Source organism: Pedobacter vanadiisoli (assembly GCF_042684385.1).
In the GTDB taxonomy this organism is placed as follows: Bacteria; Bacteroidota; Bacteroidia; order Sphingobacteriales; family Sphingobacteriaceae; genus Pedobacter; species Pedobacter vanadiisoli.
In genome coordinates this window covers 346,399-361,174 of record NZ_JBHULL010000005.1, presented here as the reverse complement: position 1 = coordinate 361,174, position 14,776 = coordinate 346,399, and the positions used below count along the sequence as shown (strand labels likewise).

The 14,776-nt window shown below is 39.8% G+C and carries 13 protein-coding genes; 4 read left to right on the top strand and 9 right to left on the bottom strand.

Translation table 11 applies throughout. From position 1 onward, the window contains the following. Position 1 precedes the first annotated feature (1 nt). Positions 2 to 2,125 (top strand): xanthine dehydrogenase family protein molybdopterin-binding subunit, encoded by a 2,124-nt coding sequence (locus ACFSR6_RS05460; protein ID WP_379076017.1) that lies wholly within the window; start codon positions 2 to 4, stop codon positions 2,123 to 2,125. Between the two features lie 185 nt (positions 2,126 to 2,310). Here the strand turns inward: ACFSR6_RS05460 and ACFSR6_RS05455 are convergent, their stop codons facing one another. The 4 genes from ACFSR6_RS05455 to ACFSR6_RS05440 all read right to left on the bottom strand — a co-directional run bounded on the left by ACFSR6_RS05455 (position 2,311) and on the right by ACFSR6_RS05440 (position 5,847). Further along, positions 2,311 to 3,924 (bottom strand): S8 family peptidase, encoded by a 1,614-nt coding sequence (locus ACFSR6_RS05455; protein ID WP_379076014.1) that lies wholly within the window; start codon positions 3,922 to 3,924, stop codon positions 2,311 to 2,313. Between the two features lie 208 nt (positions 3,925 to 4,132). Next, the gene (locus ACFSR6_RS05450; RefSeq protein ID WP_379076011.1) at positions 4,133 to 4,729 is read right to left on the bottom strand and encodes a DUF4142 domain-containing protein; all 597 of its coding nucleotides are present in this window, start codon (positions 4,727 to 4,729) and stop codon (positions 4,133 to 4,135) included. Between the two features lie 56 nt (positions 4,730 to 4,785). After that, positions 4,786 to 5,232, bottom strand: a complete 447-nt coding sequence (locus ACFSR6_RS05445) for a GNAT family N-acetyltransferase (protein WP_379076008.1) — start codon at positions 5,230 to 5,232, stop codon at positions 4,786 to 4,788. Positions 5,233 to 5,355: 123 nt separating this feature from the next. After that, the gene (locus tag ACFSR6_RS05440) at positions 5,356 to 5,847 is read right to left on the bottom strand and encodes a YajQ family cyclic di-GMP-binding protein (RefSeq protein WP_379076005.1); all 492 of its coding nucleotides are present in this window, start codon (positions 5,845 to 5,847) and stop codon (positions 5,356 to 5,358) included. Positions 5,848 to 5,923: 76 nt separating this feature from the next. Here ACFSR6_RS05440 and ACFSR6_RS05435 point away from each other — a divergent pair, with 76 nt between their 5' ends. The 3 genes from ACFSR6_RS05435 to ACFSR6_RS05425 all read left to right on the top strand — a co-directional run bounded on the left by ACFSR6_RS05435 (position 5,924) and on the right by ACFSR6_RS05425 (position 9,596). Next, positions 5,924 to 6,553: a hypothetical protein gene (locus ACFSR6_RS05435; protein WP_379076004.1), complete on the top strand. Its 630-nt coding sequence runs from the start codon at positions 5,924 to 5,926 to the stop codon at positions 6,551 to 6,553. A gap of 101 nt (positions 6,554 to 6,654) precedes the next feature. Then, a complete protein-coding gene (gene ppk1, locus ACFSR6_RS05430; RefSeq protein WP_379076001.1) occupies positions 6,655 to 8,715 on the top strand; it encodes a polyphosphate kinase 1 in 2,061 nt (686 codons plus the stop codon). Next, on the top strand, positions 8,715 to 9,596 hold the full coding sequence (locus tag ACFSR6_RS05425; protein ID WP_379075998.1) for a Ppx/GppA phosphatase family protein: 882 nt from the start codon (positions 8,715 to 8,717) through the stop codon (positions 9,594 to 9,596). Before ppk1 ends, ACFSR6_RS05425 begins: the two co-directional genes overlap by 1 nt. Positions 9,597 to 9,758: 162 nt before the next feature. Here the strand turns inward: ACFSR6_RS05425 and ACFSR6_RS05420 are convergent, their stop codons facing one another. From ACFSR6_RS05420 to ACFSR6_RS05400, 5 genes are all read right to left on the bottom strand, one after another. Further along, positions 9,759 to 10,112, bottom strand: coding sequence for a DUF5655 domain-containing protein (locus ACFSR6_RS05420; RefSeq protein ID WP_379075996.1), 354 nt, complete (start codon positions 10,110 to 10,112; stop codon positions 9,759 to 9,761). 3 nt (positions 10,113 to 10,115) lie between these two features. Beyond that, positions 10,116 to 10,841, bottom strand: coding sequence for a 6-phosphogluconolactonase (pgl, locus tag ACFSR6_RS05415; RefSeq protein WP_379075993.1), 726 nt, complete (start codon positions 10,839 to 10,841; stop codon positions 10,116 to 10,118). A gap of 123 nt (positions 10,842 to 10,964) precedes the next feature. Then, positions 10,965 to 12,479: a glucose-6-phosphate dehydrogenase gene (gene zwf, locus ACFSR6_RS05410; protein WP_183760251.1), complete on the bottom strand. Its 1,515-nt coding sequence runs from the start codon at positions 12,477 to 12,479 to the stop codon at positions 10,965 to 10,967. A 30-nt stretch (positions 12,480 to 12,509) separates the two neighbouring features. Next, the gene (gndA, locus tag ACFSR6_RS05405) at positions 12,510 to 13,925 is read right to left on the bottom strand and encodes an NADP-dependent phosphogluconate dehydrogenase (protein ID WP_379075990.1); all 1,416 of its coding nucleotides are present in this window, start codon (positions 13,923 to 13,925) and stop codon (positions 12,510 to 12,512) included. Positions 13,926 to 14,012: 87 nt separating this feature from the next. Continuing rightward, positions 14,013 to 14,771 (bottom strand): ROK family protein, encoded by a 759-nt coding sequence (locus tag ACFSR6_RS05400; RefSeq protein ID WP_379075987.1) that lies wholly within the window; start codon positions 14,769 to 14,771, stop codon positions 14,013 to 14,015. Positions 14,772 to 14,776 lie beyond the last annotated feature (5 nt).

Sequence of the window (14,776 nt, the reverse complement as noted above, 5' to 3'; positions counted from 1 at the left end):
TATGGAAAAGCGCATGTTAAAAGAAGATACGGATAGGGTAGATGGAATTCTAAAAGTTACCGGAAAGGCTAAATATTTTGCAGAATACGAACTCCCTAGCCTAACCTATGGTGTATTGGTAACAAGCACCATTACCAAAGGAAAAATTACTGCACTTGATACAAAAGCAGCGGAAAAAGCGCCAGGCGTAATTGCTGTGGTTTCGCATTTAAATAAACCATCTGTAACAGCTTACGAGCGGGAGGGTGGGCCGCAGATGAAGATTTTTTATACGGATAAAATATTTTACAATGGACAACCAATTGCTATGGTTGTGGCCAATACTTTCGAAAGGGCAACATATGCAGCTTCTTTGGTAAAGGCAACTTATGCAAAGGAAGAGTTTAACACCGATTTTGCAAAAGCCTTGAAAGACCCAAAAGCAAAAAAACTTCAAGGGCAGGCCGATTATAAACGGGGTATAGAAAATGCCTATAAAACAGCTGAGGTAAAACTCGAAGAAAGGTATTTTCTGCCGATAGAAACACATAATCCAATGGAACTGCATGGCATGATTGCCGATTGGCGGCCAAATAACCAGCTTACCGTTTATGCTAAAACGCAGGGTGTAAAATCGACCCAGGGTACCATTGCAAACGTTTTTAAAATCCCATTGGAAAATATACAGGTAAATTCGGAGTTTGTGGGCGGTGGCTTCGGGATGGCTTTACGTACCTGGCCACTCGAAATTGCAACGGTAATGGCTTCCAAACACATTGGTAAACCGGTAAAGGTAGTGATTACGCGCGCCCAGATGTTTACCATGGTGGGCAACCGGCCTGCCGCTATCCAAACCATAGGCTTAGGAGCAGATAAGGATGGTAAATTAACTGGCATTACACACCGTGCCTATGGTGAAACATCAACATACGAGAACTTTACCGAAGGCGTGGTGAACATGGCCAAATTTATGTACCAGTGCGATAATGTGAATACTTCTTATGCCATTGTTCCGGTAGATCTTGGTGTACCGATTTGGATGCGTGGCCCGGGCGAGGCAACCGGAGCTTTTGCCCTGGAAAGTGCCATCGATGAAATGGCGCATGCTTTGGATATGGATCCCCTGGATTTTAGGATTAAGAATGATCCTGAAACGGATCAACAGAAAAACAAGCCTTTTTCAAGCAAGAATATTAAAGAAGCCTATAAAATCGGTGCCGAAAAAATAGGCTGGAGCAACCGTAAAAATAAACCCGGTAGTTTGGTTGAAGGACAATGGCAAACCGGATATGGGGTAAGTGTTGGTGTATTTAATGCCAATAGGGGAAAGGCCAGCGTTAAAGGAATTTTAAAGGCCGATGGGTCTTTGCTATTACAAAGTGCAACAAGCGATATCGGTCCCGGAACAGGCACAGGCATGACCTTAATTGCCCATAAACTGATGAAAATCCCGGTGGATAAAATTACGTTCGAACTGGGCGATTCTTCTTTACCTCCTGCACCCAGCCAGGGTGGTTCTGCTACTTTATCTACTGTCGGATCGGCTGTAAATGACGTTTGTGAGGCTTTAAAATCGACTATTTCCGAACTTGCAATTCACTCGGGGATGGATCCAGCTGCGAATTTTGTTGAGGTATTGAAGAAGAATAACCTCCCTGCTGTAGAAGCTACCAAAGAGAGCCAGGGTGGAAAGGAAAGGGATAATTATTCGATGTATTCTTTTTCAATCCACTTTGTACAGGTAAAAGTTCATGCGTTGACCGGAGTGGTAAAAGTAAGTAAAATTGTTTCTGTGGGCGATTCTGGTACAATCGTAAGCCCAAAAACTGCTCGTAGCCAAATGCTGGGTGGTGCTGTTGGTGGTATTGGTATGGCTTTAACAGAAGAAGCGGTTATCGACCATCGTTATGGCCGGTATATTAACAACAATTTTGCCGATTACCATGTTCCGGTAAATGCCGATGTGCCCGAAATAGATGTGAACTTTATCAACAAACCCGATCCTTATATTAACCCAATGGGGGCCAAAGGTATGGGAGAAATTGCACTGATCGGTTTTTCTGCGGCAGTAGCCAATGCCGTTTTCAATGCAACAGGAAAAAGGATCAGAACTTTGCCGATTACGCCTGATAAGGTATTGGCTTAACTGAATTTAATGAGGATCCGACAGGCTTAATAATGCAGAAAATATGGGCTTTGGTAAGCTGCTCTATTGACGGGTTTAAGAAATTTCGTCATTGCGAAAGGCTTTGTTATTCCCTTTCGCAATGACGATTTTACGGAGCCTGCCTCTTTTTTGCAGGGGCAGGTTGTTTAAAAACAATTATATTTTTACTTGGCAGTAGCTTTACCTGAGTAGGTAGCAGCCAGTTTTAATGCATTGTATGCGTTAACAATACCACCGCTGATGCAAAGGTCAGAGAATGGAACCGATACTTTCTCGGCATCTGGCTCTTCGCCTTTAGCGTAAGTTACATTGTGGTTTACCTTGGTAACCGATTTAACAATAATTTCTTTTACCTGTGCAGCCGTTAATTTTGGGTAATAAGAACGGATTAAACCCGCTAAGCCGGCAACTACTGGAGAAGCCATGCTGGTTCCATCTAACTTTTTATATTTAGAACCCGGTACGGTAGAATAAATCTGAACACCGGGAGCAAAAACATCTACCTGCGTTTTACCAAAGTTTGAGAAACTGGCTTTTAATGTTTCGTCATCAGTAGGACCTGAAGCGCCAACGGTAATCCACGATGAAATGGTTTTCTCATCTAAATCTTTGTGGTTAGGGAAATTGTTTTCCACATCGATATTTTTGTTTTCGTTACCGGCTGCCTGTACAATTAATACATCTTTTGAAGCCGCATATTTCATGGCTTCGTTAACTATTTCTTTGTTCCAGCTGTAGGCCTTACCAAAACTCATGTTAATTACTTTAGCACCATTATCAACCGCGTAACGGATGGCATTTGCAACATCTTTGTCTCTTTCGTCGCCATTTGGTGTACAGCGTACTCCCATAATAGCTACATTATCGGCCACACCTAAAATACCAAGTTTATTGGTTCTATCGGCTGCAATAATTCCTGCTACGTGTGTACCGTGCATTGCATCCGGACCGGCTACATCGTTATTGCCATAAAATTTTTCGTTTACATTGTTTGGGTCGTCACCAACAATCGAACGTGGATCATAGTCAAGGTTTAAATTGTAATTTGCCTGGCGCGTATAATAATCCAAGCCTTCTACAATCTGATCTTCGTAAAAATCTTTAAAGCTTCCTTTTTCAAGTTGCTGTGTCAATACATTCTGTATCCTGCCTTCAACTTGTGTAGTAGGTTTAAAGTTTTTAAAATCCTCCAGTGTAGGATTTTCTTTTCCTATTTTTTTCACTACTGCGTCTAAAGCATTTTTGAAACCGGTAATGCCTGCGAGATTTTCTTTTGCTTCTGCCAATTGTTTCTCAAGGTCTGCGCGTTCCGCTTTAAATGCTTCCCAGTCTTTTTTATCCTTTTCAGCAACGTTTGCGTCTGTAGTATTCGCAAAACGTGCCTGATCACGGCGAACCAAACGTGTTAATTCTAAGGTTTCGAAATTGATAGATTCTTTAGGACCACCGATAAAGTTCCAGCCATTTATATCGTCGATATAACCGTTTTTATCATCGTCTTTGCCATTACCAGCTATCTCTTTCGTATTTACCCACATCACTCGTTTTAAATCTTCGTGGGTAGCTTCTACACCGCCATCATTAACCGCTACAATAACTTTAACCGATTTTTTACCTTTTAAAAGTTCTTTATATGCTTTTTCGGTACTGATTCCGAATGTACTATCACTTTTAAGATCAAGATTTTGCCAATTCGCTTTTTGGGCGTTGGCCAAAGTAGGCAGTGCAGCTACGAGCGCAGCACTAAAAAGTGCCTTAAAAATTCTATTTGTATTCATTTATCTACTTTTGTTTTTAACGGTGAAAGTTAATTTTAATTTTTTTATTCAAAGAAATTGTAACAAAAAATAATGTTTTTAACACATTTTAACTAAAGTACTATTATTCTGTATTGATCTAATTACGAGGGAAAATATAAAGCCTGGTGGTACAAAAAATCCCGAAATAATTATTTCGGGATTTTAAATTTTATTGAAGCTCATTCAATTATTTTAAATTGGCCATGACCTTTTTTGCCATTTCATCATGCGATTCGATCACTTTCAGCGTGTTGTTGGCCCATGCCTTAACACTTTGATCGCGGTTTTCAGCCCCAGTTTTAAACAAAGCTACTGTTTTATAATGATCCGTAACCATCATCTCCATATAATGTTTATCAAAGGCGGCACCGGTTATTTTTTTCATTTCATCCAGGTGGATCTGCTGGTCAGCTGGCAAAACATCAGGCGTAATTACCTTCTTGCTTTGAGCCAAAGCTTTTAGTTCGCCGTTGGCTTTCGTATGATCGGTAAGCATCTTGGCTGCAAAATCTTTTACTTCTGCGCTTTTTGCATTATTCGCTGCAATTTTAGCGGCTTCAACTTCCATAATCCCACCTACAGTTGCTTTTCTTAAAAAAGTTGCACCAGCTTCATCAATACCCGATTCGGTACTCTCAGATCCCATATTATGGGTACCGTTAACCATTGAAGTATCACCAGAAACACTGTCTTTGGTAGTTGCTGATTTTTTATCTGCAGTTTGGCAGGCACCCAATGAAAGTACCAATGCAAAAGCTGCAGGTAATAAGAATATCTTTTTCATGTTTTCTTATACTTGATGTGTACTAAAAACAAGGGAAACTGAAAAAGGTTTTTTGTCTATTCTGCACTTCTGCTGTAAATATCGGGAATAACAATCCCCATTAGCCTTTCCGGGTTCTCGATTACCGAAAAACCGAATTGCTCATACAGGCCATGTGCATCTAAAGTGGCTAACTGGTAACGGCGAAGGCCTTGCAGATCGGGGTGGAAGATCATAAATGACATCAATTTCTTTGATAGGCCCAAACCTCGGTAGCTTTCTTTTATATATACATCGCTGAGCCATGCAAAAGTGGCCTTATCGGTTATCCACCGGGCAAAACCTACCTGTTCATGGCCTTTGTAAATGCCAAAGCAAAGCGAATGTTCAATAGATCGTTTTACAATATCAAACGGGATATTTTTAGCCCAGTAAGACTCTGTACTCAAATAATGGTGGATAGCCTCAATATCTAAAAGTTCCTTTTTATCTGAAAATATAAAACCGTTTTCGCTGATTTCCATTGTTTAACTGGTTAATGGTAAGGTTGTTTAATCGGTTAGTTGTACAAATTGGTTAAGTGTACGTTCGTTCGTAAACTGACGACAAACAGGTAGTCAATTAACCAATTTAAACAGTTAACCCTATTAGTTACGCATATTAATGTATTGCAATGGCTGTCCGAAATCTTCGCTTCGGCACAAACTGATTACTGCTTGTAAATCGTCGATTTTTTTTGCGGTTACCCGTACCTGATCGTCCATGATTGAAGGTTGTACTTTTAACCCGCTGGCTTTGATCTTAGCCACCACTTTTTTAGCCGCGTCTTTATCAAGGCCCTCTTTAATGCTGATCTCTTTCCGGATCATATTGCCCGAGGCCTGTTGTTCATCGCCAAAATCCAAACTTTTAGGATCAAGGTTCTGTTTCATCATTCTCGAAATGATCGAACCTTCTATGGCTTTTAAACGCATATCATCTTCAGTAACAATGGTAATGATGTTTGTTTTTTTATCCAGATCGATCGTACTTTTCGAGCCGTTAAAATCGTAACGGTTAAGGATTTCCTTTTTTGCATTGTTAACCGCATTGTCTAACGTTTGCGCATCAACTTTACTTACTATATCAAAAGAAGGCATGGTTTTAGCTTTAGAGTAAAAAAATAAGTAGATTTAGTAGAAATTAATCTTACCTCACAAAAAAACGAAAAATAATATGAAAACCACTAAACCAAAGTCTCAAAAAAAGATCACCAAAAAGGAAGTCAAAAAACAATTGGAGCAATCTATCACCGATAAATTTTTAGATGTAATCAAAAGTTTAGGACATGATGTATCTGAAATCAGTACAGAGGTTGGAAAGGCAAGTAAACGTGTGGCAAAAAAACTGACTAAGAAATTTACCATCGTAAAAGCTGATGTAGGACAAAAAATTGACGAATTACTGAAAACATCAAAAGAAAAGGCAAAAACAGCTAAAAAACCAGTTGAAAAGGCCGTGAGCAAATCAGAAAAGACAGCTAAAAAGGTGGTTAAAAAAGCAGTGGCAAAAGCCAAACCAGTAGTACAGAGTGTTAAAGTAGCTGCAATAGAAACCGAAGAAAAAGCAGAAAAAGTTTTGGCTAAACCTGTTGCCGCAACTAAAAAAGCTGTAGCAGAAACGGCCAAAGTGGTTAAAAAAGCAGTAGCTCCTGTTGCAAAAGCACCGGCAAAGGCGGCAACAACCGTTAAAAAAGCAACAGCCCCGGCAGCAGAAGCAAAAAAGACGGAACCGGTTGTTAAAAACACAGTGGCAAAAGCAGCAACTGCGGTTAAGAAAGTGGTTAAAACACCTACCAAAAAATAAATTTGTTAACGTTAATGTGCAAATGAATTAACATCGATTTAACAAATTAATATGCAGATTTGAGCATCCCTGTTTTTGACAGGGATTTTTTATTTTTTTAAATGAGCAATAAGAAAATTCCCTTTTTTAACCGTGAAATCAGCTGGCTTTATTTTAACGAGCGTGTATTGCAGGAAGCCGCAGACGAAACTGTGCCACTGATTGAACGTATTAAATTTCTATCCATATTTTCTTCCAACTTAGAGGAATTTTATCGCGTTAGGGTAGCCACTATGAGCAGGCTTACCAACCTGAACGATAAAGCAAAAGCACTTTTAGGGTTTAATCCAAAGAAAATCCTTAACGAGATTAAAAACATTGTGGTAAAGCAGGAAAGGAAGTTTGACCAGCTTTTCCAGGCCACTTTGATTAACGAGCTTGCGCAAAACAGGATTTTTATTTTAAACGATACCCAGCTCAATGTAAGCAGGGGTGAGTTTGTGAAAAACCATTTCAGGGATAAGATCCTGTCTAACCTGGTTCCGATTATGCTGGATATGGACAAACCTTTTCCTGAGTTAAAGGATAGGTACCTGTATTTTTTCGTTAAGCTTTCGAAAAAAGATACCAAAGTAAGGGAGAAGTATGCAATTATTGAGATTCCGCCAAATTTACCCCGGTTTTTGGTACTTCCTGAAACAAATGATCTCAAATTTATCATCCTTGCAGAAGATATTATCAGGTACTGTTTGAATGACATTTTCTACATTTTTACCTACGATAGCTTAGAGGCTTATTCGATCCAGCTCACACGCGATGCAGAACTGGATATCGATAAAAATGTGAGCGATAAATTTATAGAGGATTTAAAAAACAGTTTAGAAAAACGCAAGAAGGGAAAGCCCATGCGTTTGCTTTACGATTCGGCCATGCCTTTAGGCATGCTCACTGTTTTGGTGAACAAACTGAAACTGGAAGCCGAAAGCCTCATCCCTGGTAACCGTTATCATAAATTTGGCGATTTCATTGCTTTTCCCAATGTGGGCAAAAAGGAGTTGGAGTATGCACCGAATGTACCACTTAAAGTTCATGATCTGCACCGCACACAAAGCATGTTCGCTAAAGTTGCACAACGCGATTACCTGGTTAATTTACCTTACCAATCGTACGATTACATTATTTTATTTTTACGCGAGGCGGCGATAGATCCAAAAGTTACCGAGATACAAATTACCCTGTACCGTTTGGCCGAAAACTCTAAAGTAATCAATGCTTTAATCAACGCGGCCAAAAATGGTAAAACGGTTTCTGTTTTACTCGAACTTAAAGCCCGGTTTGATGAACAGGCCAATATTTTCTGGACTACCCGTTTAATGGAAGAGGGGGTAAAAGTGAATTATGGTTTAACCGATTATAAAGTACACTCTAAAATTTGCCTGGTTAAACGGATAGAAAAAGATAAACCTGTTTACTACGCCAATTTAGCGACCGGTAACTTTAACGAAAAAACTGCTGGCTTATATTGCGATCATAGCATTTTTACCACCAGAAAAGAAATTACCAATGATCTGGTAAAGCTTTTTGATGCTTTGAACAAGCGAACGGTAACCAAAGGATTTAAGCACCTGATTGTTTCGCCTTTAGAAAGCCGTTCTAAGCTGGTTAGTTTTATAAACCGCGAAATCAGGAATGCCAAACAGGGTAAACTGGCCTATATTATGCTAAAAGTAAACAGCCTGGCCGATGAAGCCATTATTTCTAAACTTTACGATGCGAGTAATGCGGGGGTTAAAATCCAGTTGATTGTACGTGGCATCTGCTGTTTAGTGCCGGGTGTAAAGGGTTTCAGCGAAAACATTACAGCCATCAGCATTATTGATAAGTTTTTGGAACATGCCCGTGTTTATATTTTCGGTAACAATGGCAAAAACGACATGTACCTTTCCTCAGCCGATTTAATGAGCCGTAATTTTGAGCACCGGGTAGAGGTAGGATTCCCGGTTTTGGATAAGGATGTGAAACAGGAAATACAGGATATAATCGATCTGCAACTGCAGGATAATACCAAATCGAGGCAAATTAATGCTTTGAATAATAATAAATACCATAAAAACAGATTAAGCAAAAAGATAAGGGCACAGGTAGACATCTACAACTATTTAAAAACCAAGCATCAATCATAATGTTAAGATACGCAGCTATAGATATCGGTTCGAACGCGGTGAGGCTACTCATTGCTGATATCAGTAAACAAGACGGAAAATATAGATACAAAAAGAATACGTTAATCCGTGTGCCATTACGTTTAGGTGATGATGCATTTTTAGATCAACATATTTCGGAGAAAAAATCAGCCGATCTGGTTAAAACGATGGCAGCCTTTAAAAACCTTATGGATGTTTATCATGTATCTGAATACCTTGCCTGTGCTACTTCAGCCATGCGCGAAGCCCATAATGGACAGGATATTGTAAAGCTGATTAAAAAAGAAACAGACCTTACTTTGGAGATTATAGAGGGACAAAGGGAGGCAAATATTATCTATGCCAATCATATAGAGGAGCAACTCGATGAAAATAAGACATACCTTTATATTGATGTGGGTGGAGGTAGTACGGAACTTTCTGTTTTTGTAAAAGGGGCGCCTCAGGCATCGAGGTCTTTTAATATCGGTACCATCAGGATGCTAGATAACCAGGATAAGGAAGAAACCTGGGAAGAAATGAAAGATTGGGTAAAAGAACATACCAAAGCTTACAAGCATCTTGCAGGTATTGGCACAGGTGGTAATATCAACAAACTTTTCCGCATGTCAGATGAGAAGGAAAATGCGCCTTTATCTTTGCAGAAGCTGAATTCGATGTACAATAAACTTACCAGTTATTCTTTGAAAGAGCGGATCCATACCCTGGGCTTAAATCCTGACCGTGCAGATGTAATTATCCCGGCCTGCGAAATTTACCTTACTCTAATGAAATGGACAGGAATTAAACAGATTTATGTACCTAAAGTGGGTATGGCCGATGGAATTATTAAGTTATTGATTGAGGAGAAACTGGATTAAGAAAATTTTCGTGTTACTGCTCCTTACAGGGCTGTCATTTCGACTGTGGTGGAGAAATCTGTATGCATAGATTACTCCACTACGTTTTGCTTGGTCCTATAACTATCAGATCGAATCAAGAGTTTAGTGAAAGATCCTTCTGTACTCTGTGGTAAAAATGCATCAGCTCATTGCCAGCCTTAAATAACTTTTCACTTCTTCGTTTATATCTTCCTTAAAATAAATCCTTAAATGATGGTTAAACTGATTGGTTCCGGGTACCTGTGCAATTTTGGTGAAGCACAGGTTATCTTCATAGGCCTGATTGAAAGGGATAACCACATGCACAAAATTTTTGCCTAATTGGGTAATGTATGCGAAAGTGCTTTTAGATTCAATAGCAATCATCGATTTGGTTGCACGGAGGTTAATTTCGCCCATTTCAGACAATTGAGCCATAAAAAAACGGAACAACCCTAAGGTATATTCCGTTTTTCCGTTTAAAAAGTCTGACAATTGTTTTTCTTCAGACATCATTTTTTAATCTTCTAATAATTTTGTTGCGGCCTCATCGGTAAACCAGGTTAATTTACCGTCAATAGGATCAATTAATTGAGAAGGGTATAAGTCGACATTTTTTTCAGTATCGCCGATTACGTGTTTCAATGCTTCTGCTTTGTTTTCTCCAAATACCAGAAAGGCAACATTATCTGCTTTGTTAATTAAGGGGGCGGTAAAACTGATGCGGTAGGTATCGAGTTTCTCTACATAAACTGCAGCTACATTCACCTCTTCATCCTTAACTAAGGTGGTATGGGGGAAGATTGAAGCCGTGTGCGCATCATCGCCCATACCCAAAAGAATCAGATCGAATACGATATCTTCGCCCTTAAAATGCTGATCAATTGCTTTTTTATACTCAATAGCGGCTTTTTCCGGAGCCAATGTGGTATTTACATAAAAAATGTGATCTTCTTTAATGCCCAATGGATCTAAAATGGTCTTTTTTGCCATTAAGCCATTGTAGTTATCATCATCGGCCGGGACGTTACGCTCATCGCCAAAAAAGAAATAAACTTTATCCCAGTCAATGCGGTGTTTACCTTCGGTTGCCAGGTAATGGTAAAGTGCTTTAGGAGAACTGCCACCCGTAAGTACAAAATTGAAACGGTCGTTCTGTTCGATAGACATTTCTGCAATTTTAATTACATAATCTGCCAGATCGTGGTTAAGTTCTTCTAATGTTTTGTATATGAGTAGATTCATTTTTATATGTTAAATAATGTCATGTTGAGCCTGTCGAAACACCTAGTGTAAGTTCTTCGACAAGCTCAGAATGACAATTTGCTTATGGCCATGAGACTATTTGTCCATGAACCATCAACTTAATTATTCCTTATTCTTCAATGGCAGGTTAAACCAGTGGAAACCATCCCTTGCAATTAAAGCTTCAGCTTCTTCTGGCCCCCAGCTATCTGCAGGGTAATTAGGGAAATTGATAGATTTTTTACTTTCCCAGGTATTCAGGATCGGCATCACCAGCTCCCATGCAGCCTCTACCTGGTCGCCACGCATAAACAGCGTCTGATCGCCCATCATGGCATCCAACAACAAGGTTTCGTAAGCCTCTGGCGTATCGCCTTCATAAGTTCCCTTGTAGTCAAAAACCATATCAACAGGGTTCAACACCATGTCCAAACCTGGTCTTTTAGCCTGAACCTGCATACGGATACTCATTTCGGGCTGGATGCTGATTACCAGGCGGTTCTGTTGCCAGTTTTCGGTTACACCTGAAGAGAAGATCTGATGAGGTACATCTCTGAACTGGATGGTGATTAACGACGAAGTTTGGTTTAAGCGTTTTCCTGTTCTTAGATAGAAAGGAATGCCTTGCCATCTCCAGTTATCAATATGGAATTTAACAGCAGCAAAAGTTTCGGTATTTGAATGTGGATCTACACCTTTTTCCTGGCGGTAACCCGGCACTTCTTTACCTTCAACCCAACCTTTGCTGTATTGGCCGCGAACCGTGTGGAAACGGATGTCTTCGGCAGAGAAAGGACGCATGGCCTTTAAAACCTCTACCTTACGGTTCCTGATCTCATCAGCATCGAAATTGATAGGGGCTTCCATACCGATTAAACAAAGCAATTGTAAGAGGTGGTTTTGGATCATATCCCTCAGCGCACCCGAACCTTCGTAATAACCGCCACGATCGCCAACTCCCAACTGCTCGGTTACCGAAATCTGTACATGATCGATATAAGATCTGTTCCACAAAGGTTCGAAAAGGGCGTTTGCAAAACGGAAAGCCATCATGTTCTGAACGGTTTCTTTACCCAGGTAGTGATCGATACGGTAGATCTGTTTTTCGGTAAAAATAGTGCTTAAAAGGGCATTAAGCTCTTTTGCTGATTCTAAATCGTGACCGAAAGGTTTTTCGATAACGATGCGGCTGTTATCTTCATCCTGCGTCAGTTTATATTTCTGTAAACACTCGGCAATAATAGGAAAGAAGTTTGGCGCAACCGCGAGGTAGAAGATTACCTGGGTACCCGCACCAAATTCCTTTTGATATTTTTCTACTGCTCCCTTAAGATTTTCGAAGGTTTTTGGCTGCGCAAAATCTGTCGGACAATAATGCATGGTACTGGCAAAATTGTCCCATTTTTCTTTTTTTACTTTTCCGCTGCGCGAAAACTGGTTTACAGCATCTTCTAAAGCAGCTTTATAGCTATCGTCGGTAAATTCGGTTCTACCCGTACCAATAACCGCAAACTTATTTGGCATGTAACCCTCTATAAATAAGTTATATAGGGCAGGTGCTAACTTTCTTTTGTTTAAATCACCTGTTCCACCAAATATTACAAAAATGGTAGGGTTTAATGCGGTTTTGCTTTTCATTTTATCTTGTTGTTCGTGAATTAAAATAGGTTATGATAATTTATTCCAGTCGGCATGGAAAATGCCTTCTTTATCTATACGCTCAAAAGTATGTGCTCCGAAGAAATCCCTTTGTGCCTGGATAAGGTTGGAAGGCATTCTGCCAGTGGTAATGGTATCAAAATAGGTTAGGGTAGATGCAAATGCAGGGATACCTAAACCCGATGCGATAGCTGCACAGATACTTTTACGTGTGCCCCCCAAAGTGCTTTTAATGATATTCTGGATACCTGCATCGCCGAATAAATGCTCCAATGAATGGTTTTTATCATAGGCCTGATAGATGTCTTCCAAAAATTTAGCCCTGATGATACAGCCACCACGCCAGATTTTGGCAATTTCCTGCAGTTGCAGATCGTATTTATATTCTTTAGAGGCCTGAACCAATAAATGCATACCCTGTGCATAGGCACTGATCATTGAGAAGTAAAATGCATTTTCCAATTCATCAACGGTAATGTCAATTTTAGTATCTTTTTTACCAAAAGCCTCTTCTAAAGAAACCCTTAAGGCTTTAAATTTAGATAAATCGCGGTTGGAAACAGCTTCGTTAATGGTAGGCACTGGTAGTTGAAGTTCCATTGAAACTTCCGATGTCCATTTTCCGGTACCTTTTGAGCGGGCTTCATCTTTAATCTGATCTAGCAGGTCATTTTGTGTTTCGGTGTCTTTAAACAGGAAAATTTCAGCAGTGATCTCCAATAAGAAAGATTGAAGTCTGCCTTCGTTCCATTTTTTGAAGACTTTATAAATCTCACTATTTGAATAGCCCAGACCGTTTTTAAGGATTCCGTAAACTTCGGCAATCAGTTCCATAATGGCATATTCGATACCATTGTGCACCATTTTAACGAAGTGACCGGAAGCGCCCGGGCCAATGTAGGTAACGCAAGGATCGGTACCTACTTTTGCAGCTACCGCATCGAAAACATCTTTTACCACATTATAGGCCTGTTTATCACCGCCCGGCATCATACTCGGACCAAAACGTGCTCCTTCTTCGCCACCCGAAATACCCATACCGAAGAAATGCAGTCCGTCTTTTTCCAGCTCATCTACACGGCGGTTTGTATCGGTAAAATGAGAGTTACCGCTATCTATAATGATATCGCCTTTGCTTAAAAGCGGTTTTAATTCTGCAATAACACTATCTACAATTGGTCCGGCAGGTACCAGCAAAATCAGTGTACGGGGTGTTTGTAAACTTGCAATAAAGCTTTTAATATCATCAAACCCTTCTAAATTATGCTTTTTGCCTTCTTCTTCAAGCTTAGAGATCATCTTGCGGTCCTTGTCGTAACCGGTTACCGAGAAACCTTTATCAGCCATGTTCAATAATAGGTTACGGCCCATAGTGCCTAAACCGATCATTCCCAATTTATATTTTTTCGAATCGTTATTTGCCATTTTTTATTTTTTAGAATGCACCCAAAATTAGGGTTTACAAATTAATATTGCAGCTATTGTTGTTAAAAGATTGTAATAAAAGGTCAATTATTTTTTAGGTTCAACCGTAAAGATATTATACTTATCGGCGAGTTTCCAAAGCTTGGCACCGCCTTTAATTCCATCCCTGTTGGTTACGATCCTGATATTGTCTTCGAGTTTAAAATCAATCTGTTTCGAATTACCACCACCTATATATAAGGTGTCATAATTAAAAACCGTTTTATAGATTTCGATTACTTTTTTAAGTCTTTTGTTCCAGCGTTCCGTACCTATTTTTTCGAAGGCCCTATTGCCGATGTAATCATCGTAATCTTCTTCTTTGTTGATCGGGAAATGTGCCAGTTCGAGGTGTGGCAGCAGTTCTCCATCAAATAACAAAGCTGTACCAAACCCGGTGCCTACAGTAAAAACAATTTCAAAGCCTTTCCCATCAACTACACCCAAACCCTGCTGATCGGCATCGTTCACCAAACGTACCGGTTTGCCCAGTTCATTGGCCACACGCTGGGCAAGGTCTACATCGGCCCATTTGTTTTTGGCGAGGTTGGGGGCTGTTTTTACAATACCATTTTTTACGTAACCGGGAAATCCGATCGATACGCGGTTATAGCTGTCAGGAAAAGGCTTAATCAATTCTACAATACCCGTTACAATATCTTTTGGGGTGGCTTCTGCCGGGGTTTTGCTTTTTAAGTATTCGGTAAGCATATTTCCGCTTTCATCCAAAAGAACGGTTTTTATACTGGTGCCGCCAATATCGATTGATAATATGTTGTTGTTTTCAGCTTTTTTCTTTGTAGCCATAATTC

Bases quoted from the DNA above. Each gene is read 5' to 3' on its own strand.
- ACFSR6_RS05450 (WP_379076011.1), bottom strand. From the start codon at position 4,729: ATGAAAAAGATATTCTTATTACCTGCAGCTTTTGCATTGGTACTTTCA.
- zwf (WP_183760251.1), bottom strand. From the start codon at position 12,479: ATGAAAAGCAAAACCGCATTAAACCCTACCATTTTTGTAATATTTGGT.
- ppk1 (WP_379076001.1), top strand. From the start codon at position 6,655: ATGAGCAATAAGAAAATTCCCTTTTTTAACCGTGAAATCAGCTGGCTT.
- ACFSR6_RS05445 (WP_379076008.1), bottom strand. From the start codon at position 5,232: ATGGAAATCAGCGAAAACGGTTTTATATTTTCAGATAAAAAGGAACTT.
- ACFSR6_RS05420 (WP_379075996.1), bottom strand. From the start codon at position 10,112: ATGATGTCTGAAGAAAAACAATTGTCAGACTTTTTAAACGGAAAAACG.
- pgl (WP_379075993.1), bottom strand. From the start codon at position 10,841: ATGAATCTACTCATATACAAAACATTAGAAGAACTTAACCACGATCTG.
- ACFSR6_RS05455 (WP_379076014.1), bottom strand. From the start codon at position 3,924: ATGAATACAAATAGAATTTTTAAGGCACTTTTTAGTGCTGCGCTCGTA.
- ACFSR6_RS05425 (WP_379075998.1), top strand. From the start codon at position 8,715: ATGTTAAGATACGCAGCTATAGATATCGGTTCGAACGCGGTGAGGCTA.
- gndA (WP_379075990.1), bottom strand. From the start codon at position 13,925: ATGGCAAATAACGATTCGAAAAAATATAAATTGGGAATGATCGGTTTA.
- ACFSR6_RS05460 (WP_379076017.1), top strand. From the start codon at position 2: ATGGAAAAGCGCATGTTAAAAGAAGATACGGATAGGGTAGATGGAATT.
- ACFSR6_RS05400 (WP_379075987.1), bottom strand. From the start codon at position 14,771: ATGGCTACAAAGAAAAAAGCTGAAAACAACAACATATTATCAATCGAT.
- ACFSR6_RS05440 (WP_379076005.1), bottom strand. From the start codon at position 5,847: ATGCCTTCTTTTGATATAGTAAGTAAAGTTGATGCGCAAACGTTAGAC.
- ACFSR6_RS05435 (WP_379076004.1), top strand. From the start codon at position 5,924: ATGAAAACCACTAAACCAAAGTCTCAAAAAAAGATCACCAAAAAGGAA.